Source organism: Alteromonas sp. I10, assembly GCF_003201515.1.
GTDB lineage: Bacteria > Pseudomonadota > Gammaproteobacteria > Enterobacterales > Alteromonadaceae > Alteromonas > Alteromonas macleodii.
Genome location: NZ_QJJN01000003.1, coordinates 349,489 through 370,373 on the forward strand (window position 1 = coordinate 349,489; position 20,885 = coordinate 370,373).

General features: G+C 45.6%; 15 protein-coding genes. 7 read left to right on the plus strand and 8 right to left on the minus strand.

The features are described from left to right. Positions 1 to 439 precede the first annotated feature (439 nt). The 3 genes from BZA03_RS08380 to rpoD all read left to right on the plus strand — a co-directional run bounded on the left by BZA03_RS08380 (position 440) and on the right by rpoD (position 5,195). Entirely contained in the window at positions 440 to 886 is a 447-nt protein-coding gene (locus BZA03_RS08380; RefSeq protein WP_012517256.1) for a GatB/YqeY domain-containing protein, read from the plus strand. A 203-nt stretch (positions 887 to 1,089) separates the two neighbouring features. Next, a complete protein-coding gene (gene dnaG, locus BZA03_RS08385) occupies positions 1,090 to 2,868 on the plus strand; it encodes a DNA primase (protein ID WP_110288501.1) in 1,779 nt (592 codons plus the stop codon). Between the two features lie 494 nt (positions 2,869 to 3,362). Next, positions 3,363 to 5,195, plus strand: coding sequence for an RNA polymerase sigma factor RpoD (gene rpoD, locus BZA03_RS08390; RefSeq protein ID WP_110288502.1), 1,833 nt, complete (start codon positions 3,363 to 3,365; stop codon positions 5,193 to 5,195). Between the two features lie 166 nt (positions 5,196 to 5,361). On the opposite strand, the gene BZA03_RS08395 is transcribed toward rpoD, so the two are convergent. The 5 genes from BZA03_RS08395 to BZA03_RS08415 all read right to left on the minus strand — a co-directional run bounded on the left by BZA03_RS08395 (position 5,362) and on the right by BZA03_RS08415 (position 13,464). Then, positions 5,362 to 6,981: a methyl-accepting chemotaxis protein gene (locus BZA03_RS08395; RefSeq protein WP_039224512.1), complete on the minus strand. Its 1,620-nt coding sequence runs from the start codon at positions 6,979 to 6,981 to the stop codon at positions 5,362 to 5,364. Between the two features lie 143 nt (positions 6,982 to 7,124). After that, positions 7,125 to 8,324, minus strand: coding sequence for a topoisomerase IV (locus tag BZA03_RS08400; RefSeq protein WP_110288503.1), 1,200 nt, complete (start codon positions 8,322 to 8,324; stop codon positions 7,125 to 7,127). 34 nt (positions 8,325 to 8,358) lie between these two features. Beyond that, the gene (locus BZA03_RS08405; RefSeq protein ID WP_039224509.1) at positions 8,359 to 8,763 is read right to left on the minus strand and encodes a phosphate ABC transporter substrate-binding protein; all 405 of its coding nucleotides are present in this window, start codon (positions 8,761 to 8,763) and stop codon (positions 8,359 to 8,361) included. 529 nt (positions 8,764 to 9,292) lie between these two features. Then, entirely contained in the window at positions 9,293 to 12,400 is a 3,108-nt protein-coding gene (locus tag BZA03_RS08410) for an efflux RND transporter permease subunit (protein ID WP_110288504.1), read from the minus strand. 14 nt (positions 12,401 to 12,414) lie between these two features. Beyond that, positions 12,415 to 13,464, minus strand: a complete 1,050-nt coding sequence (locus tag BZA03_RS08415) for an efflux RND transporter periplasmic adaptor subunit (protein WP_110288505.1) — start codon at positions 13,462 to 13,464, stop codon at positions 12,415 to 12,417. A 227-nt stretch (positions 13,465 to 13,691) separates the two neighbouring features. Here BZA03_RS08415 and BZA03_RS08420 point away from each other — a divergent pair, with 227 nt between their 5' ends. The 3 genes from BZA03_RS08420 to BZA03_RS08430 all read left to right on the plus strand — a co-directional run bounded on the left by BZA03_RS08420 (position 13,692) and on the right by BZA03_RS08430 (position 16,310). Next, positions 13,692 to 14,237 carry an NUDIX hydrolase gene (locus BZA03_RS08420; protein WP_110288506.1) on the plus strand — a complete coding sequence of 182 codons (546 nt, stop codon included), beginning with the start codon at positions 13,692 to 13,694 and terminating at the stop codon, positions 14,235 to 14,237. A gap of 65 nt (positions 14,238 to 14,302) precedes the next feature. Then, the gene (locus tag BZA03_RS08425; RefSeq protein ID WP_014948258.1) at positions 14,303 to 15,070 is read left to right on the plus strand and encodes a class II aldolase/adducin family protein; all 768 of its coding nucleotides are present in this window, start codon (positions 14,303 to 14,305) and stop codon (positions 15,068 to 15,070) included. 55 nt (positions 15,071 to 15,125) lie between these two features. Next, the gene (locus BZA03_RS08430) at positions 15,126 to 16,310 is read left to right on the plus strand and encodes a mandelate racemase/muconate lactonizing enzyme family protein (protein ID WP_014975676.1); all 1,185 of its coding nucleotides are present in this window, start codon (positions 15,126 to 15,128) and stop codon (positions 16,308 to 16,310) included. A gap of 70 nt (positions 16,311 to 16,380) precedes the next feature. Here BZA03_RS08430 and BZA03_RS08435 read toward each other — a convergent pair whose 3' ends face one another. Next, positions 16,381 to 17,256: an amidohydrolase gene (locus BZA03_RS08435; protein ID WP_110288507.1), complete on the minus strand. Its 876-nt coding sequence runs from the start codon at positions 17,254 to 17,256 to the stop codon at positions 16,381 to 16,383. An 86-nt stretch (positions 17,257 to 17,342) separates the two neighbouring features. Then, complete coding sequence (locus BZA03_RS08440; RefSeq protein WP_039224914.1) at positions 17,343 to 18,134, minus strand: SDR family NAD(P)-dependent oxidoreductase; 792 nt, start codon at positions 18,132 to 18,134, stop codon at positions 17,343 to 17,345. A 347-nt stretch (positions 18,135 to 18,481) separates the two neighbouring features. On the opposite strand from BZA03_RS08440, the gene BZA03_RS08445 reads away from it, so the two are divergent. Beyond that, on the plus strand, positions 18,482 to 20,242 hold the full coding sequence (locus tag BZA03_RS08445) for an acyl-CoA dehydrogenase family protein (RefSeq protein ID WP_110288508.1): 1,761 nt from the start codon (positions 18,482 to 18,484) through the stop codon (positions 20,240 to 20,242). A 94-nt stretch (positions 20,243 to 20,336) separates the two neighbouring features. Here BZA03_RS08445 and BZA03_RS08450 read toward each other — a convergent pair whose 3' ends face one another. Beyond that, complete coding sequence (locus BZA03_RS08450; RefSeq protein ID WP_014978309.1) at positions 20,337 to 20,882, minus strand: DUF3016 domain-containing protein; 546 nt, start codon at positions 20,880 to 20,882, stop codon at positions 20,337 to 20,339. Positions 20,883 to 20,885 lie beyond the last annotated feature (3 nt).

The window sequence follows — 20,885 nt, forward strand, 5'->3', positions numbered from 1 at the left end:
TATAGGGTTAAGTAACGAGTCTGAAAGGTGTTGCAATTGCAGCACCTTTCGCGTTTCTGGGCCTCTATTTTTTGGCCTTATTCTTATCGACTCCATTTTTTCCTTTTCAAATGGTTGCATTTGATTTTCAACCTGGGGCTTAATAATACCAGTCCGCATAGATGATTATCCACTCAGCGAGATTTAAAATGTTCGTAATCGCGGCGTGTTACCGCAGGTATAGTGGTTCTACATCAAGGTGACACAACAAAGAGTACGGACATTTTAAACTCGCCCTTCGGGAAGGTCTGGCAAGCTTCCTAGCTTCATTCTGGGAATTTGAAAGGGAACACATTCCTGCATTCCCACGCTTCGCTAGGAAACTTGCCAGCGCCTTCTGAGTGGGCAATGATCTATGCGGATTGGTATAAACTCTACTAATAAAAAATCAGGAAACATCATGGCACTAATTGATGATTTAAAAGCAGCGCAAAAAGATGCGATGCGTGCAAAAGAAAAAGTACGTCTTGGTACTATTCGCATGGCAATGGCTGCCATTAAACAAAAAGAAATCGATGAACAAATTACGCTAGACGACAGCGCAATCTTAGCAGTACTAACCAAAATGGTTAAGCAGCGCCAAGACGCCGCCGCGCAATATGACGCAGCAAACCGCGACGACCTAGCTAGCAAAGAGCGTGAAGAAATCACTTACATTGAAGATTTCTTACCTCAGCCTTTGACTGACGATGAGCTAAATGCACTTATCGACGAAACCATGGCTGCGACTGGAGCATCGGGTATGCAGGATATGGGTAAAGTCATGGGCGCCTTGAAACCTAAGGTTCAAGGCCGCACCGACATGGGTGCTTTGAGTGCAAAAATTAAGGCGCGTTTGAACGCTTAAACTTTGCCCTTTCATAAAAGTGAAGCGTATAGAAGGTGTGCATTGTCACACCTTCATTGTTCTCATTTTTACACTTCCCTGTTAAAGTAGATTACTGTTTTCATAATGTTGTAGCCTGTCGCTTGAAGCGCAGTTACGGCTTGTGCTTTTCTCATTCTTTTGAACTGAATCTTTTTTAACTAACCCTTTTTGAAAGTACCCTCATGGCTGGAAAGATACCTCGCGATTTTATAGACGACCTGCTGTCACGTACCGATGTGGTAGAAGTAGTAGATAGCCGAGTTAAACTTAAAAAAGCAGGTAAAAACTACCAAGCGTGCTGCCCTTTTCATAACGAAAAGTCGCCATCTTTCACTGTTAGTCAAGACAAACAGTTTTACCACTGTTTCGGCTGTGGCGCTCACGGTAACGCTATCTCGTTTATTATGGAATTCGACCGCTTAGAATTTGTCGAGGCCATTGAAGAGCTAGCGCGCTATCACGGGCTTGAAGTCCCCCGTGAAAAGGGCAGTCGCCCTGCCATGAGCGAAGAGAAAAAGCAGCAACAGCAAGACGATTACGCAGTAATGGAGCAAGTTGCACGCTTTTTCCAGCATCAGTTACGCCAAAATGGTAATAGCAAAAAAGCCATCGACTATTTGAAAAACCGTGGATTAAGCGGCGATATCGTTAAGCAATGGGAAATTGGCTACGCGCCAGACAGTTGGGACGCGTTGCTAAATACCTTTGGCAAAGATCAACAGCGCATCAAGCAACTGGTCGATTTAAAACTGGTCAATAAAAACGACCAAGGACGTACCTACGACTTCTTCCGCGACCGCATTATGTTTCCTATCAGGGACAAACGGGGTCGTGTGGTGGGTTTCGGCGGCCGAGTATTAGATGACGGCGGCCCTAAATACTTAAACTCGCCAGAAACCCGCATTTTCCACAAAGGCAGTGAGCTCTTTGGCTTTTATTCTGCCAGACAAAAAAATCGTAGCCTGGATACCGTCGTTATTGTAGAAGGCTATATGGACGTAGTGGCGCTAAGTCAATTCGACATTAATATTGCTACTGCTGCGCTAGGTACAGCTACCACACCTGAACATATTCAAATGCTGGTTCGCGCTACGTCTCACATTGTATGCTGTTATGACGGTGACCGCGCAGGGCGTGAAGCTGCATGGCGCGCGTTAGAAAACGCCCTGCCCGCGTTAAAAGACGGCGTACGTATTTCGTTTTTATTCTTACCCGACGGCGAGGATCCTGACACGATGGTGCGTCAGGTGGGGAAAGATGCGTTTATGGAAATGCTAGATGACGCTATGCCGTTATCCCGCTTCTTCTTTGAAAACTTATTAAAGACGCACAATGTGGGCACGCCAGAAGGTAAAATTGCCCTTAAGAAAGCGGCAATGCCGCTTATCGAAAGCACATTAGGTGATGATCAAAAGCAAATGCTGCTGGGAGAACTAGCCAAGCACACTGGCGAGTTCGATCGGTTTAAACTTCAGCAAGATATCACCAAAGCCAATCAAGGTTCGAAGCAAGCTTATTCTCCGAATCGCAATCAAGTAAACAAGCCTAAACTATCACCGCTTCGCATGCTGATACGCTTGCTGCTTGATAAACCTGAATTAGCCACACTATGTGAAGACGTTCAAATTGATATTTTTGCGGGCAGCAACGCTGCTGGCATGGATTTATTACGCGATGTGCATCGCTATTGCGTAAGTCACCCTCAAGCAAAAACCGCACAGCTTGTTGAAAATTTCCGCGACCATCCCCATTCTTCTACTATCGCGAAATTATTGTTACAAGAACACTTGGTTAAAGACGAGGATGCTGAACGGGTTTATAACGACAGCTTCGCTCGCTTACTGGACGGGCATTTCGATAGCCGCATTGAAACCTTAATTTCACGCTCGCGGGTTCAGCCGCTGACACAGGCGGAAAAACAGGAATTGAACCTGCTTATGAGGGAAAGACAGAAGAGTTAACCTTGGGCAAACTGACCTAGAGGTTAGCCTGTTCTACTGTAGGCTTTTGCATAAGGCTTTTTTAAACGCTTATGTTAGTGAGATTGAGTTAACGAGATTAGTTTAGCTAGAATACGCGCTATCTAGAATACGCGCTGTAAATATGCGCTGTTTTATAGCTTAAAAACACTGGCTAAAAAATCGGCCATCAATCTGGTAAAACCACCGTTTATTCTGCTATACTGGCTAATTCGCTGTGGGCACAGATAAACGTGTCTTATTCACTATATAGTGAACAAAAATACAGCAGCACGAGTAGCAAAGATATAGCCGAACATAACGGGCAGATCCGAACCCGAGCAGATGTGCATCGCAACATAATGGTTTAAACCAGCGTGGCATCGAGCATTAACGGCCTTGATACAAAAGCAGTACTACAGCAGAACGGGGAACATACCTAGACGTATGTTGTCTTTTCTATTGCAAACTAATTGAATGTGAGAAGTGTAGGTTATATGGCGCAAAGCAAGCAGTCTCAGATTAAACTCCTGATTGCAAAAGGTAAAGAGCAAGGTTACTTAACCTTTGCAGAAGTAAACGACCACCTGCCGCAAGATATTGTCGATTCTGATCAAATCGAAGACATAATCCGCATGATTAACGACATGGGAATTCAAGTTTCTGAATCAGCTCCTGATGCAGACGAACTTCTCATGCAAGAAGCGAATGCTGATGAAGATGCTGCAGAAGCGGCAGCTCAGGCATTAGCTACTGTAGAAAGTGAAATTGGCCGTACGACTGACCCAGTTCGCATGTACATGCGTGAAATGGGTACGGTTGAACTTCTTACTCGTGAAGGCGAAATTGAAATCGCTAAACGAATTGAAGATGGTATCAACCAGGTTCAATGTTCAGTTGCTGAATACCCAGAAGCTATCACTTATCTATTAGACCAATGGGATCTTTACGAAGCAGAAGAAATTCGCTTGAGCGACATCATCTCTGGCTTTGTTGATCCTAACGATGAGCAAGACCTTGCTCCAACGGCTACTCACGTTGGTTCTGAATTATCTGAAGAAGAGTTAGATGATGAAGACGACGATGAAGATGATGAAGATAGCGACGAAGACGATAGCGGTGTTGACCCAGAGTTAGCCCGTGAGCGTTTCACTGAGCTTCGTGAGCAATACCTTAAAACTCGTGAAGTTATCGAGAAGAAAGGCCGAGCTCATGCTGACTCTCGCACGCAAATCAATGCATTAAGCGATGTTTTCAAAGAATTCCGCCTAGTTCCAAAACAGTTCGATCGCATGGTTAAGAACATGCGTGAGATGATGGACAAAGTGCGTATTCAAGAGCGTCTAGTAATGAAGTTCTGCGTGGTTAACGCAAAAATGCCGAAGAAAGACTTCATCAAAGCATTTGCGGGCAACGAAACGTCTAATGCATGGTTACATGAAGCAGTTAAATCAGGTGCACCATACGCCGCTGACCTTGCTGTAAATCAGGAAGAAATTGAGCGCTGTATTAGCAAGATGAACCAAGTTGAACAGGAAACTGGCTTGGTGATCGCAGATATCAAAGACATCAACCGTCGCATGTCAATCGGTGAAGCGAAAGCACGCCGCGCGAAGAAAGAAATGGTTGAAGCTAACTTACGTCTTGTTATCTCAATTGCTAAGAAGTACACCAACCGTGGTCTTCAATTCCTAGACCTTATTCAAGAAGGTAACATTGGTCTAATGAAGGCGGTGGATAAGTTCGAATACCGTCGTGGTTATAAGTTCTCAACTTATGCAACGTGGTGGATTCGTCAGGCGATTACTCGCTCTATTGCTGACCAGGCGCGTACTATCCGTATCCCTGTTCACATGATTGAGACGATCAACAAGCTTAACCGTATCTCTCGTCAAATGCTTCAGGAAATGGGTCGTGAGCCTACTCCTGAAGAGTTGTCAGAGCGTATGTTAATGCCTGAAGACAAAATTCGTAAGGTACTTAAAATTGCTAAAGAGCCAATCTCGATGGAAACCCCTATCGGTGATGATGAAGATTCACATCTTGGCGACTTTATCGAGGACAGCACGATTATTCAGCCCCTCGATTCAGCAACTGGCGGTAGCTTGAAAGATGCAACGCAGGAAGTACTAGCAGGCCTGACCGCCCGTGAAGCAAAAGTACTTCGTATGCGCTTCGGTATCGACATGAATACTGACCACACCCTTGAAGAAGTAGGCAAGCAGTTTGACGTAACCCGTGAGCGTATTCGTCAAATTGAAGCGAAAGCACTTCGCAAACTTCGCCACCCTAGCCGTTCTGAGCAGCTACGCAGCTTCTTAGACGAATAGAAAAAGCATTGCTTTGACTAAAAATCCCCAGCCTTGGCTGGGGATTTTTTTATGCCTTCGTTTTATCCTAATTCCGCTTAACGCTAGTAACAATGACTTTTAATATGTAATTGGCGCCTACAAAAAAGCCTCCTTGCGGAGGCCCTAAATAGCATTTGATAAGGTGTTATACTCTAAATTGCTTCGCAATTGACTCAAGGTGCTGCGCCAGGTCAGCAAGCTCATTACACATGCTGCCTAATTCACCTGAACGGCTCGCTGTTTGCTCGGTACGCTCATGAATTTCATCAACGTGACGAACTATGTCAACCGCTACGGTGCGCTGGTCTTCGGTATTGTGCGCAATTTGCTCGTTCATTTGATTGATGCGCCCAATAGTACTGGTAATGGTTTCTAGACTGCTTCCCGCTTTATTAGCTGTCTCTACACTGCTAGTTGCTTGTTCGGTACCGCGAGACATTACCTCTACCGCTGAGTGAGCAGCATTTTGAAGCTGTTCAATAGTACTTTGAATTTCTTCCGTAGACTGCTGTGTGCGCGATGCTAGCGTTCTTACTTCATCAGCTACCACTGCAAAGCCTCGACCTTGTTCACCCGCCCTTGCAGCCTCGATAGCGGCGTTAAGTGCCAATAAGTTAGTTTGCTCTGCAATGCCTTTAATCACATCTAGCACCGAGCCAACTTTATTAGAGTCAGACTCTAGACGAGCTATAACGTCAGCGGTTTCGCGTACGTTCTCAGCAAGCTGCTGAATACTGGTAACGGTTTGCTGTACGATTTGACGTCCTTCACTGGCCGCTGTTGTCGCTTCGTTAGCGTCGCTTGCCGCCTGCGCTGCGCTATGTGCAACACCGTCAACAGAGCCACTCATCGTATCTACCGCACGCTTAGCATTGGTTGCAGACTTTTGCTGTACATCAATGGTGCGCTGGGTTTCTTCCGTTACACCGCGTAAGTTCTGCGCTAGGTTTGATAGCGGTAAACTCGCTTCTACCACATCACGCACTACGCCTTGCAGTTTGTCCATGAATTGGTTGAACCAATACACCAACTCGCCAATTTCATCTTCGCTTTTGGTTTCTATGCGAACCGTTAGGTCACCGTTTTCCTGAGCAATATCTTTAAGGGAACGAACCACGTCATCAATACTTTGCTTAATGCCGCGAACAATAGGTACCGCTGTTCCAAACAGCAATATAGTCACAACCACGGCTAAAATGACGCCTGTGCTAATTAACGAGGTATTGGCACTGTCTGTGTTTTTAAATGCTTCTTCAAATGCCGCCTGTTGAGCATCACGAAATTGAGACATCGCAGCGATGGCACCATCGTATGACTGATTCATTTGGGCTGAGAGTTCGCCTAAGCGACTGAAGTCGGCAGTGCCGTTGACCATAGACTGTGATACGTCGTAGGCAACATCGAAATAATTATCAAAGCCTGAGGAGATGCGAGAAATTTCACTACGAAACTCAGGGCTAATAGAAGCAATTTGGTTTAAGCCGCTTTTTGCTTCTTCGGCGAGCTCTTGCGCCATAGTAAGGGTGTCTTGATCACCAGTGGTCACTGCGCTCGCAAGGGTATCACGAACCTTTTGCATATCAACTAAGGTCGATGCTGATAGTTGAAGGGCAGGAAATTGAACTTTCTGAACTTTTTCTAGCGTTGCACCATTATTGAGTGCGGTATAGACAGTGATAAGCAAGTAAATAATAAAACTTAGCGCTGCGATCCCCGGAATGAGGAAAATCTTTGTCGCAATTGGCATTTTTTTTAGAAAGTTCATCAGCTATCCCACTGTTTTTTATAATTGCTTAACTACGTTTCAGTTTTACCTGAAAAAACATCATAACTAATTTATCTACCCAATAGCTAAAATCTTTAATGAAATTATGGCCTCGCACCAAAATGCAAGGCCATAACGAGTAGTTAGAACGTATAGTTTACGCCTACTTTAAGCAGTGTTGCATCATTTAGATCGTTTAGATCATCTGAATACCAAGTTACGTCAGTTTTAAGTGCAAAACCTGGCTCAACGTCGTAACGAAGACCAACAGTAACTGCCGATACATCTAGCTCCTGTTGAGCAGCAATACCTGCCGCAGTTTGGTAAATACCCGGCAATCCATTTGCGCCGTTCCACGTAGCATCAACCACGGCATCACCTGTCGCAATCGTAGCAGGCAATGCAGCAATTAAACCTAGCTGAGTACCATTATCCGCTTCTTCAACTTCGTAAGTAATATGTGGTGTAAACTTGCCAAAACGCATACCCGCCGTAACGTACCATGCTTTATTATCGGCAATAACAGAGCCGTCAACTTCTGTTTGGGTAAATTCTGCACCCACAAACCAATCGTACTTATCGATATCAACAGCAACTTCAAAGAAGGTACCTGTATCTTCGTTAACACTCAGGCCTTCAGCGGCTAAAGACGCCGCAGGAATAAAGGCACCATATTGATTTAAACCACCAACAAATGTGTCAAAGTCAGCATTCGCAGCACTTGTTTTACCACGTGCTAGCAAAGTACGCGCACTGAACCAATCACGTGTTGCTTCAAATGAAACAGCGACCACGTTTTCCAACTCTAACGCAGCAGGCGTTCCTGAAATGGTGGTATCAGCCTCAACACGACCAACGGTAAACTGCGCACCATATTCCCAGTCACCTGAGTAGTTCATGTAGTCAACACGAACACCGTCAATGTTGTTGAAGTCAATGCCGTATACAGCATCTGGTGGTGTTAGCCAGTGATACGAGTAACCGATATCTAATGACGCAGAGTACTTAAATAAAGGCATACGAAGACGGCCTGCACTGATGTTGAAGTTGTTGTTCAACATATAGGTCATGTACGCCCATTCAAAATCGGCGTCGTAATCTTCACTACCACGGCCAACAAGCTGGGCGGTCGCAGAGAGCTTATCGCTAACATCACCACGAACCTGAAGGCCAAATACACTTGCAGGGTCGAAGTTAAAGTCGCTGTCGTAACCGTACACTGACTCGTCATCGTCTAGTGTCATACCACCAATAAGGTTTGCAAAGCCGTTGATTTGAATATCAGCCAGTGCCGGAGTAGCTAACAGGCCAGCCATAGATAAGATAGCAAGTTTGGTTTTCATGCGTGTTCCTTAAATTCTTTGTATAAACGGTCAGTTAAAAGGTAGCGACTACTCGTACGCTATCGTTAACAGCGCCAGCGTCGACGTAACCAATTGCGCCAGGGTTTCCTGCTACTGCAGATACAACTTCTGCATCGCTACCCAGAGCTTTTGGTGGTTGACCTTTACCGGTAAATACTAGTTTTGACCAAAACGCAGTTAATTGTGCTGCGGTTTTGTTTAATACCTTGCCGTTAAATTCATCAGTGGCAGATTGGCCTTCAGCTAACGCAACTGGCTCGGCTTGCGTACCGCTTGGAAACGCCTTTGCTTTATTTAGAAATAAACGGCTAATACTATCTTTATCGAGGGTGTCAGCGTTACTTGGATGAACAATAACTGCTACATCGGCAAAAGCTACGTTACAGCACAATCCTGCTGCAAGTATCCATTTCTTCATGATATGTCCTCTAGAGTCTGTTGAATGCTTGCTCTTCGCTTTTAACTTTCTTGCTAACCCGTTTGCACGGAAAGTGGAGCTTTTAAACGGCTTGAGACAAACATGTGCGTGTGCTCATACTCATACAACGGGGTAAGTATTGGTCACAATTGCCATATTCGCCAATTTGAGCGTGAAAATTTTAGCGTTTAAAAATTAATGACTTATACAAGCGTTTGATTTTGGCGCGAAGTGTAGATGAAGTTGTAAGTTAAGCAACTATACAAATGTCTAATACATACCTTTATGCATTATGACTACAAATAAGAATTTATGATGAGAACAATAAAAAGCAAATTATTTTATCTTATTCAGTAGGTTAAGGGATTTCACCACAAAACGTTTAGTGATAAGCGCTGATATTTACGTATATAAAAACATACGCAAAAGATAATCCTTACAGCCCCTTCCTGTATATTTTTGAATCAGCCTTTGTTGAGCGTGTATTGAAGAAAATAAAGGATAAGCGGGGCTTGTACCCCGCTAATGGTTACGATTCGCCTTTTTTATAAGGGATCGTCTGCTCCAGCTTCTCTATCTCCATTGTTCGTTGAAGTGGAGAACCGGTGTTTCTTGCCAGCCAACTATAAGCGGTGGGAACAACATAAAGTGTCATGAAGGCAGAAACGAGAACACCAGAGAAAATGACCATGCCTATAACCATTCTGCTTTCTGCTCCTGGTCCAGACGCGAGTACAAGTGGTAAGGAGCTAAATACCGTAGTGAAGCCCGTCATTACGATAGGACGTAGGCGCTGCGCGGCTGCGCGTTTAAGCGCATACTCAAACTCCATACCGGCATCCCGTAGTTGGTTTGCAAACTCGACAATAAGAATACCGTTTTTTGCGGCAAGTCCAATTAGCATAACCAAACCGATTTGACTGTATATATTGATTGTCATATCGCTAAAGAATAGCCCGATATAGGCTCCAACAAGCGCCAATGGCACGGTCAGCATGATGACTAACGGGTGCACCCAGCTTTCAAATTGCGCAGCCAATATTAAATAAGTGACAGCGAGTGCCAGCATAAATACATATACAAATGAATTACCCGCTTCCTGATACAGCTGTGACTCGCCTTTGCAATCTATTGATACATTGTCAGGCAGCTCTGTACTTACAATGTTTTCTAAATATTCAAGTGCCTGCCCTAGCGTATAACCGTCCGCCAAGTTGGCAGAAATAGTGACAGCACGCATTCTGTTGTAGCGATTTAACTGTGCTGACGTGGCTTGCTCTTCAAACGTGAGTAAATTGTCCATAGGAATGAGCTCGCCAGTACGGGATGAACGCACGTACAAATTTTCTATGCTGTTAGGGCTTCGAAAATCTTCCTCTATACCTTCCATGATGACATCGTATTCTTCGCCCCTATCAAGGAATGTTGACACCCTACGCTGACCCAGCATCACTTCCAGTGTGCCGCCAATATCACTAATTGATACCCCAAGATCAGCGGCCCTGTCGCGGTTAATATTCACCAATAGCTGTGGTGAGGTTTCTTTATAATCGGAGTCTAGTCGAATGAGCCTTGGGTTCTGCGCTGCCTTTTGTAGAACAATATCTCGCCATTCAACCAGGTTTTCGTAGGTATCGCCTTGTAAGACAAACTGAACAGGACGGCCGAGGCCTCCTCCGGAAATCCCGCTGCGCATGATGGCAAAAGCACGAACGTCAGGCACGCTGTTAAGTTTGGCGCTAATTTCATCCATGAGCGAAAATGTACTGAAATCTCGCTCATCCCAGTCTGCAGACCCCACAATTGCGATACCCGCATTACCGCCGAAACCAGGTGTTCTAACCAAAAGGCGATTAATTTTCCCACTCTCGCGGTAAGGCATTAAGATACTCTCAATTTTTTCGAGATTCTTTGCGTTACTTTCGAAACTAGCCCCTTCCTGCGCGTTCATCAAAATGAAGAAATTGCCTCTGTCTTCTTTGGGAACGAACTCGCTAGGCACTTTTTCAGAAAGCTGTACCAATGCAACGATAGCAATAGCAAGCATAAGCAGCATCAAAATAGGCTGATGCAACGTTTTACCTAGCGTATTGAAGTAGCCGTTCTCAAGTTTAGAGAACTGCTTGTCCATCCAACTTCCAAAGCCAGACGACCGCGTTCTTTTTTTAAGAATTTTCGAGGCCATCATGGGCGACAACGTAAGTGCGGTAAAGCTTGAAAACGCTACCGCAGCAGCTATGGCCAATGCGAACTCCGTAAATAGCCTTCCAATGTTGCCCTCAAGGAAAACCAACGGTACAAACACAGAGATAAGCACCAGCGTTGTTGCAATAACCGCAAACCCAACTTCTTTAGCGCCGCGGTAGGCGGCCAAAATAGGTGGTTCGCCCATTTCTATGCGTCGGTAGATGTTCTCAAGCACAACTATGGCGTCATCCACCACCAAACCGATGGCTAGCACCATAGCAAGCAGGGTAAGAAGGTTGATCGAAAACCCCAGTGCATACATCACGATAAAAGCGGCAATAATAGAAACGGGTACGGTAACTGCCGGAATCAACGTGGCGCGAATATTACCTAGGAAAAGGTAAATAACGATCACCACCATTAGCATCGCTATACCTAAAGTCTCATATACTTCATCAATCGACGCCTCAATAAATACCGAAGAATCATAGCTGGGTACAATAAAAATATTATCAGGAAGGGTGGATTCTATTCTTTCAATTTGCGCTTTCGCTGCACGGGCAACGTCTAAGGTGTTGGCTTTGGACTGCTTAATAATACCGAGTCCAATCATATTGACGCCATCACCACGAAACTCGGTTTCGTCATCTTCTGCGGTTAATTCAACATGGGCTATTTCGCCAAGCCGAACAAGATAGCCGTTGTCGCCTATCGCAACCGTCAGCGCGGCAAAGTCGTCAGGCGTAAGAAAGGTTCGCGCAACCCGTACTTCAAAGTTACGATCAGTACTTTCCACTTCCCCCGCCGGCAATTCCACATTCTCGGCGCGAATGACTTGCTCTACATCGTTTACCGTAATACCTCTTGCCGCCATTGCATTGCGGTCTAAGAACACTTTCATGGCATAGCGCCTGCCTCCCCCAATTTGAACTCGGGCGACACCATCGACAATTGAAAGCCTATCCACTAATACGCGCTCGGCGTAGTCAGTTAGCTCCATGGTATTTAGGTTAGTGCTTCGCAGGTTGTACCACACAACGGCGCTTTCATCGGAATTTGCTTTAGACACCTCAGGAGGATCAGCTTGGTCAGGCAAGTTATTGAGTGCGCGACTTACTCGCTCGCGCACGTCATTCGCGGCAGCATCAATGTCACGAGAGAGCTTAAATTCAATAGTAATGTCTGAACGACCATTACGAGAGGTCGAGGTAACGTTTTTTATCCCCTCTATACCCGATATTCTATCTTCTAATAGCTGGGTAATTCGGGTTTCCACTATATTCGCAGATGCACCTGTGTAGGTGGTACTTACCGAGACAATAGGTGGGTCGATATCTGGGTATTCTCGCAAACTCAACATGGTAAAAGCGACAACGCCAAAAATGATCAGCAGTAAATTGATAACCGTTGCAAAAACAGGGCGCTTTACAGAAACGTCTGACAATAACATGACGATATGCTCCCTTAGCGGTTTAACACATTAACCGGAGATTGGTCGCGTACCCGAAGCGTGCCTTCGGTAATGACCTCATCGCCTTCGTTTAACCCACTAACAATTTGTACCAGCCCGGGACGACGCTCACCAATTACCACTTCGGTTTGATGTGCAACGTTATCTTTGACAACATACACATACTGCTTGTCTTGAACGGGAACCAGCGCCTTTTCCGGCAATACCAAAGTATTCAGCACGCGCTTTTCAACAATTACGGTAAGCAGCATACCTGGGCGTAGACGATTATCTTGGTTATCTATCGTCGCACGTACCCGAATAGACCGGCTAATCGGGTCGAGTCGCGTGTCAATGTTAGAGATTTTCCCTGTAAACTCTTCTCCGGGGTAAGCCACCGAGGATGCACTTAATGCCTGCCCTTTAGCCACGCTTGCAAGATGGTTTTCAGCGATACTGAAATCGACCTTAATTAGACTGATGTCATCTAAAGTAGTGATAGTGTCACCAGGTTGCACCAAAGTGCCGATACTGATTTCGCGATTACCTAATAGTCCGCTAAATGGCGCGCGTATCTGCAAGTCATTTAGCTGAGCTAGCGCAATATCTAGCTGAGCTTGTAAGGCTTTAACCCGTGCTTGCTGCTCGTCAAGAAGTTGTTCAGAGGTAGCGTTTGACTGACGCAAGTCAGAAATTCGCGTGAACTGGCGTTTGGCCTCATCAATATTCGCCTTAAGTTCCTCTACCCTGGCGCGTTCTTCCGTATTGTTTAGCTGAACCAGTAACTCGCCTTCGGTGGCTTTATCGCCGTCTTCAAAATTAATCGTTTTTACGGTATCGGTGACTTGTGCGGTAATATTCACCGACTCGTTGGCGGTAGCAGTACCTAATGACTCAATAGTAATGGGGAATGCCTGTGATGATACCAAGGCTGTTTTTACCGGCGTCGCCCGCACGCTACTATTACTCGCGCTCTCTTCTTCGGGCATATTCAAATACACTACAACACCTGCAAGTAGTACTACGCCAAGCAACAAAGGCGATAAAGATAATCGTGAAGACATAACCTTTCCTATAGGTAAAAAAGTATCCCATCACGTATTTTTCAAACCGTTTAGGATACTCAAGTACACAAAATCCGCTTACGATTCTTCGCAAGCGCCGCTATACGTTAAGATTGTGTACTGCGTTATTATTGTTAGTTGTGTTATTTTTGCGTAGAGTCTGTCATTTAATATTGATTATTTTTAAAACAATCACAAACAGCTTCTAGAGTATTTTACCCAAATCGATGGTCATCTTATTTCGCTTATCAGCTATATTCGCTGTTTTAACGCTTTTCGCATGTTCACAGTCTTCACCCAACGCGCCGGTTTGTCGCGTTTCCGATAGGCTTTTATCTCAACAAAACCAAGTTGGAGAAAACAGTCCAGCCCCTTTGATTGCTGCCGCGTGCCTAGTCAAAACAAATAACAAGGTACTGTTAGTAGAACACCGTCTTTCAGGTAAATTGGATTTTCCTGGTGGAGGGGTGCTTGAAAATGAATCGGTCGCCTGTGCTGCACACAGAGAAACGTGGGAAGAAACTGGGTTCAATGTTGAAGTTACCCAATATTTATCCACCACACCTAATGGATTGGCTATATTTGGTTGTGATTTAGATGCCGGTATTGAGACCCTTCCAGACGCCTTCGATGCGCCTCCTTGGGCCAAATTAGAGATAAAAAAACTCGTAAAAGCCGACCCCTTTACCCTTGACCACGACGCAATGCGTTTCGCTGACGATCTTATTCCCTTGCGCGATGGCTACACCCAATTCGATATAACGCAGCACTGACAAAGCATTGTTCATTGTTGCGGGTATTGGTAAATTGTCACCATGAAAAGAATAGGAGAAGTGGCTTGTTTTCACTGCCAACCTTAAGCCTCAAAGGCAAAGTATCTGAACAAGAATGGCAAACTCGTGTCGATTTAGCAGCATGCTATCGGTTAGTGGCAGATATGCGATGGGGCGACCTTATTTACACGCATATCTCAGCTAAGGTACCGGGCACTGATCATTACTTGGTTAACGCCTTTGGCCTGACGTTTGACGAGGTTACCGCCTCTAACCTGGTTAAGGTCGATTTAGAGGGTAACATCCTTGACGATACACCTTACGGCATAAACCCCGCTGGCTTCACCATTCACAGTGCTATCCACGAAGTGCGTCACGATGCCCAATGCGTTATTCACCTGCATACACTAGCCACAATCTCAGTCGCATCTGTTAAAGGCGGGCTTAAGCCCTGGAGCCAGTATTCAATGTTTTCGCTACCATCACTTTCTTATCACAGCTACGAAGGTTTAGCCGTTGATGATAGTGAAAAGAAACGTTTGCAGGACGATCTTGGCGACACTAATCACATGCTTTTGCCTAATCACGGCGGTCTAACCCTTGGCCCCACCGTTGGCGACGCCTTTATGCGCTTTTATGATTTGCAGCGTGCGTGCGAAATTCAGCTTGCCCTGATGCAGTCTAATGAAGAGGTTATCGAGATACCGCAAAGCATTATTGATGGCATATACGCACAGGCTAATGTGGTTCACAGCGGCGAAACAGGCGGCCAAAAAGCATGGCCTGCCATGCTTCGCAAAGCTTACAAACTAGACCCGGGCTTCTGCGAATAATTTAGCTTAGCCAGCTAAACGCCAACTTATTTCAAACAGGAATTGTTTATACATTATGAAAGTCACCAAAGTAGAAATTTTTGATATCGAATGCCCTAAGCGCCCTCAGTGGAACCCGGTTTTCGTTCGCGTTTACACCGACGAAGGTATTACCGGTGTGGGCGAAGCCGGACTGGCTTATGATTGGGGTCACAGCGCCGCTGCACACATGATTAAAGAAATTGCCGAAGCCATGCTGATTGGCTTTAATCCTTTTCACACTGAACTGCTGTGGTCGAGAATGCTGCGCGAGGGCTTTTGGGGATTAGGCGGCGGCCCGGTTATTTATGCTGCGATGAGCGCCATTGATACTGCACTTTGGGACATTAAAGGCAAAGCGCTTGGCTTGCCGGTTTACGAATTACTGGGTGGCAAAACTAATGGCAAGCTCCGTAGCTACGCTAGCCAGCTACAGTTTGATTGGGACAAAGAAGTGACCAAGCTTAACGACCCCGCTGACTATGCTCGCGCCACTGAAAAAGCACTTAAAGATGGTTACGATGCGGTTAAAGTTGACCCCATCGTTTACGATAAAGACGGCAACACCCATTTCGACAGAACCAAACTATTCACTAAGCCCGAGCTTAAACTTTTCAAAGCCCGTCTTCAGGCGATTAGAGACACAATGGGCGAAGATGGCGACATCATCTTTGAATGTCACAGCTTATTAGGTGCATCAACGGCTATCCAGCTGGGTGACATCGTTGAAGAAATTGGCTGTCTATATTACGAAGAGCCAGTGAATTACCTTAATTCGAAGCTTCACGACAAAGTAGCGAAGAACGTGAATGTGCCTATTGCGGGCGGTGAGCGCTTGTACCACCGCTGGGATGTACGCCCTTACCTTGAAGACCAATCTATTGATGTACTTCAGCCTGACGTTGGTCTTTGTGGTGGTTTCACCGAAGCGAAAAAGGTGTGTGACTATGCCGACATTTACGATGTACGTATTCAGGCTCACGTTTGCGGAGGCCCTGTAGCGACAGCGGCAAGCCTACATTTAGAAACGGCCATTCCAAACTTCTTAATTCACGAGCACCATACCTACGCTATTAAAGACTGGAACCGTGAACTTTGCATTCAAGATCCTCAGCCAGTAAACGGCTTCATTGAAGCGCCTGACACACCGGGAATTGGTATCGATCTTAACGATGAGGTGGTTTATCGCTCGCCGCACATGACGGTAACTGCGCTTAAATAAAGCTAAAATCCAACGGGTTTATTGAAGGCAATAAACCCTAGGCTAGTTCAGCAGCTTAAGTAAGCTAGCTTTATGCGATGTCGTACCATCGCTTCGCATTTTCGTACAGCAGTGCCGCTTTTTGAGTTATAGAAAGCGGCGTTGTCATATCAATGAATCCATGCCAAAGCGCGGCATACGGCATTCGCCACTGACACAGCGGGAAGTTGCTGGCAAACATCATGTGATCTGTGCCAACGGTGTCCAGCAAGGTTTCAAAAATATAAGACGCACGCTGCCACAGCCAACGGCGATCTTGCATTTCTAATCCTGAGAACTTAAACACAACTTGCTGCGTTTCATTCAAGTCGCGAATATTCTGCCGCCATGTTTTAAACGCAAAGCTATTTACATCAATCGGCGCTATTGCGGCATGGTTTATAGCCACTTTTAGCGAGGGCGTTTGTTCTAGTACCGTTAGCAGCGCATGCACAGCATTGCTATCTGTAAGATTTAACTGCGCTTCAAAAGACAAGCCTTGCGACGCCATATGATGAAGCCCCCATTTAACTTTAGGGGTGCGTAAAAGTACTTTAGCATCGTCATCTAATATGTGACGAAGCCCACGTATTGAGTGGTACCGCTTTAGCTTATCGATATGACTGCCGACATTATTTCCCGTTAAATCGATACACCCAACTGAACGGAATGGCATCGTACAATGACGCTCCAAGAACGCAATTTCACGCCAGGGTCTTTCATTATCGTAACCCGCTTCAATGTGAACAAAACCGCCTAACTGCCCTAACGACGCGCGATAGAGCATGTGCTCTGTAGTATGTTTTGCAATCGCTTTTTTATCTGGCCAAAAAGGGGCATTGGCTGGTTTCAGCCAATTATAGTGCCCTTCGTTTAAGGCAAAGAAGTGAATATGAGGGTCTATCCAAGTGATTGAAGGCTTGCTCATTTTTGTTTATAAAACCTTGGTTTATGCTATTGCTGATAAGGCATTTCGCGTTGCTTTTCTATTTAGCCCTATCTATTGTGCTCTTTCTATTGTGCTGTGTAGCCCCCATCCACCGCATACAAGCTACCCGTGATGAACGACGCTTTGTTGCTGCATAGGAAATAAGTCAATTCAGCTACGTCTTCGGGCTGGCCCAAACGTCCGATAGGTTGTGCAGCGGCTTCTTCAGCTACCACTTCATTTTTATCTGCCCCAGAACGTGCCACATAATTATCAATGGCGTTATGAAATAGAGGGGTTTCGATAGTACCCGGGCAGACCGCGTTAACGCGGATATTATAGGGTGCGTAGTCAAGCGCGGTGGTTTTCGCCATAGACGCCAATGCACCTTTGCTGACACCGTAGGCGAACGAATTGCGCTTTCCAATAAAGGACTGATCTGAGCCCATCACCACAATCGCGCCGCTGCCCTGCTCTTTCATGGTTGGCAGGCAAGACTTAATCGCGCCATACGCCCCTTTTACGTTCAAGTTTAGTACCTTATCAAGCAGCGCTTCATCAGTGTCTTCAATCGTTGCTGAAACATGTATACCGGCATTACACACCAATGCGTCTATGCGTTGATAAGAACTAATAACCTCATTCACCGCGGCTTCAATATTACGCACAACACTTACATCACACGGCTTCCAGATAGCATTAGGTAACGCTTGCTCAAAGTCTCTGATATCTAAATTAATGACTTGATAACCGTTTTGACTAAACAGCTTGCATACCGCAAAACCGATACCCAAGCTTCCCCCCGTTACAATGCAAACCGGGATCTGCGCATCATCACTGCTATGTTTAAGGTTTTTCTTCGCGCTTTCTGGATTCATGTTTTTATGTACCGTGTTGCTTATGCGTATGTGAACGGGTTATTTCAATGTAGGCTAAGCATGCCAGTGAGAATTTGAATTGCAAGCGAGCTTACCACTTGAGTTCGCTTTTCTATATTAACATCAATACGTCAGTCATCATCATCAGAGCCTGTGTGACCTTTGCTGCACATTTAAAGTCAACGAGTCTTGGAAAACCTATGTGTTTCTCTCATGTCAGTCCGCATAGGTCATTACCCACATCATCCAAATTTATTATTAACTTTCCTTTAACGGACTATTCGGACTACGCTTTTTGTGACTATAATAGACAAAATTAAAACACTTGTTTGAAAAAGGAGTCATCCATGCCTCTGTACCACGCCCCTACGACTGATTTTCAGTTCTTGTTAAAAGACTGGCTTGGACTTGATGCTCACTACGAAAAGCTCGGTATCAGCGACTTTGATAGCGAACTTGCCAACGAAATTATTGCACAGGGTGCAAAGTTTGCTTTGGATGTGGTTGCCCCTCTTAACCGTGAAGGCGATGAAGAAGGCTGTACGCTAAAAGACGGCAGCATTACCACGCCTAGAGGCTTCGCTGATGCCTATCAGGAATATGTTGCTAACGGCTGGAATGCAATGCTAGGTACTGCCGAGTACGACGGGCAAGACTTGCCGTACACCATGGCTGTGCCTGTTCACGAAATGCTAAACGCGGCGAACTTAAGCTGGCGTTTAACCACCATGCTTACTGAAAGCGCCACACTTGCGGTTACTAAGCACGCCAGTAAAGAATTAAAAGATATCTACCTTGCTAAGCTAATCAGCGGTGAGTGGACAGGTACCATGAACCTGACCGAACCTCACGCAGGAACAGATTTGAGCTTGCTTAGTACCAAAGCTGAGCCACAAGGCGACGGCAGCTATAAAGTCACCGGTAATAAGATTTTTATTACCGCAGGCGATCATGATTGGAGCTCGAACGTTATTCACCTTGTTCTAGCTCGTCTGCCTGATGCTCCCAAAGGCGTTAAAGGCATCAGCTTATTCTTAGTGCCCAAGTTCCTTCCAGATGCTAGCAATGAGCCTGGCGAGGCGAACAGCTTGTCAGTGGGAAGCATCGAACACAAAATGGGGATCAAAGCGAGCCCGACTTGTGTGATGAATTTTGACGGTGCAACCGGTTACCTTGTTGGTGAAGAAAACCAAGGCCTAGCATGTATGTTCACTATGATGAACGATGCACGCTTCCAAGTAGGTCTGCAAGGTTTAGGGGCGGCAGAAGCCTCTTACCAAGGCGCGCTGACCTATGCCCGCGAACGCGTGCAGTCTCGCGCACCTCAGGGTATTCAAAATCCAGAAGGCAAAGCAGACCCGATCGTCTTTCAACCTGACGTAGCGCGTATGTTACTTACGCAGAAATCACTGATTGAAGGCTGCCGTGCACTTTCACTTTTCTATGCCAAGTTTATGGACGTTGAGAAGCTTGGTGAAGGTCAAGAAAAAGAAGATGCCGACAAGATCCTTCAGTTTTTAACCCCAATCTGCAAAGCTTTTATGACGGATATGGGCCTTGAGATCACCAGCCTAGGTGTACAAGTATTTGGTGGTCACGGCTTTATTCGTGAATGGGGTATGGAACAACTTATGCGCGACGTGCGCATTGCTATGTTATATGAAGGCACCAACGGTATTCAGGCGCTAGACCTTATTGGTCGTAAGCTTACCCGAGATGGCGGTCAAATGATGGAAGCGACCTATAATGCGTTTAACGCTTTGGTCAGCGACATTCAAGACAGTGAGGCGAAGGGTCTGGCTCAAGGAATTCTTGATGACTGGCGTGCATCTTCAGCCGATTGCTTAGGTATGGATGCCACCACCGCTGCTGCAGCTGCTTGTGATTACTTAGCATACAGCGCCTATTCCTTGATTGGTGTACTGTGGTACAGCATGGCAGACAAAGCGCAGACATCAGGTAATGCGGTACTTGCAGCGTCTAAGATGAAGACACGTGACTTCTACATGGAACGTATCTTAGTACGTCGCGATGCGCACAAAGCCGCTTATAAAGCTGGCCCTGAAAGCACCCTTGCAATATCAGGTAATGAGTTTGATTATCTGTAATTAGCGCATGCTTTACGCCCATAACATATGGGCTTAAAAACTAAAAAAGGTCACATATAGTGACCTTTTTAAGTTTAATAGTTATCACGCGGTACTAGTTGTTTGCCGCTACCTGTGTCGAAAACGTGTCTGCAAACCAATCATTCAACATGGCTTTTTCGTAGGTTAACGACTCGGTCCTATTACGGCGGATTGTCGATTCCATAAAGTCCATGTCTTTGAGTTTTACATCTTCGCCGCTTAAAATGACTTGTCCTTCGGCATTGGTCAAAGAATAACTAAACGCCATTCTTGGAATATCGATGCGCTTAATAATGCGAACGTCACTCCCACCACCAGTGCCAAACCCGACGAACTGACTAGGCCATACTTGCCCCGCTAAGTCCACATTAGTCACGGTCATAGACAGCACTTGAGATTCAGGTAAATCACTAGCTAACTCAACAATGTGCTGTTCCAGATCTTCTAATGTTCGTTCGCGAAACCGTTTGCGTGACTCATTAGTAGGCTTAACATCGCTATATGTTTCAGGTTCTTCCCAAGTAATCTTTACTTCTGCCGCCTGGGTGGGAGCGAAAACAGCAAGAAGTCCAACCGCAGTGGCACAACCTAAATAAGAAAAAGTACGTAATTTATTCACTTT

Excerpts from the sequence above, each read along its gene's own strand:
- BZA03_RS08395 (WP_039224512.1), bottom strand. The coding sequence starts at position 6,981 with ATGAACTTTCTAAAAAAAATGCCAATTGCGACAAAGATTTTCCTCATT.
- BZA03_RS08410 (WP_110288504.1), bottom strand. The coding sequence starts at position 12,400 with ATGTTATTGTCAGACGTTTCTGTAAAGCGCCCTGTTTTTGCAACGGTT.
- BZA03_RS08435 (WP_110288507.1), bottom strand. The coding sequence starts at position 17,256 with ATGAGCAAGCCTTCAATCACTTGGATAGACCCTCATATTCACTTCTTT.
- BZA03_RS08430 (WP_014975676.1), top strand. The coding sequence starts at position 15,126 with ATGAAAGTCACCAAAGTAGAAATTTTTGATATCGAATGCCCTAAGCGC.
- BZA03_RS08380 (WP_012517256.1), top strand. The coding sequence starts at position 440 with ATGGCACTAATTGATGATTTAAAAGCAGCGCAAAAAGATGCGATGCGT.
- rpoD (WP_110288502.1), top strand. The coding sequence starts at position 3,363 with ATGGCGCAAAGCAAGCAGTCTCAGATTAAACTCCTGATTGCAAAAGGT.
- BZA03_RS08405 (WP_039224509.1), bottom strand. The coding sequence starts at position 8,763 with ATGAAGAAATGGATACTTGCAGCAGGATTGTGCTGTAACGTAGCTTTT.
- BZA03_RS08445 (WP_110288508.1), top strand. The coding sequence starts at position 18,482 with ATGCCTCTGTACCACGCCCCTACGACTGATTTTCAGTTCTTGTTAAAA.
- dnaG (WP_110288501.1), top strand. The coding sequence starts at position 1,090 with ATGGCTGGAAAGATACCTCGCGATTTTATAGACGACCTGCTGTCACGT.
- BZA03_RS08415 (WP_110288505.1), bottom strand. The coding sequence starts at position 13,464 with ATGTCTTCACGATTATCTTTATCGCCTTTGTTGCTTGGCGTAGTACTA.
- BZA03_RS08440 (WP_039224914.1), bottom strand. The coding sequence starts at position 18,134 with ATGAATCCAGAAAGCGCGAAGAAAAACCTTAAACATAGCAGTGATGAT.
- BZA03_RS08420 (WP_110288506.1), top strand. The coding sequence starts at position 13,692 with ATGGTCATCTTATTTCGCTTATCAGCTATATTCGCTGTTTTAACGCTT.
- BZA03_RS08400 (WP_110288503.1), bottom strand. The coding sequence starts at position 8,324 with ATGAAAACCAAACTTGCTATCTTATCTATGGCTGGCCTGTTAGCTACT.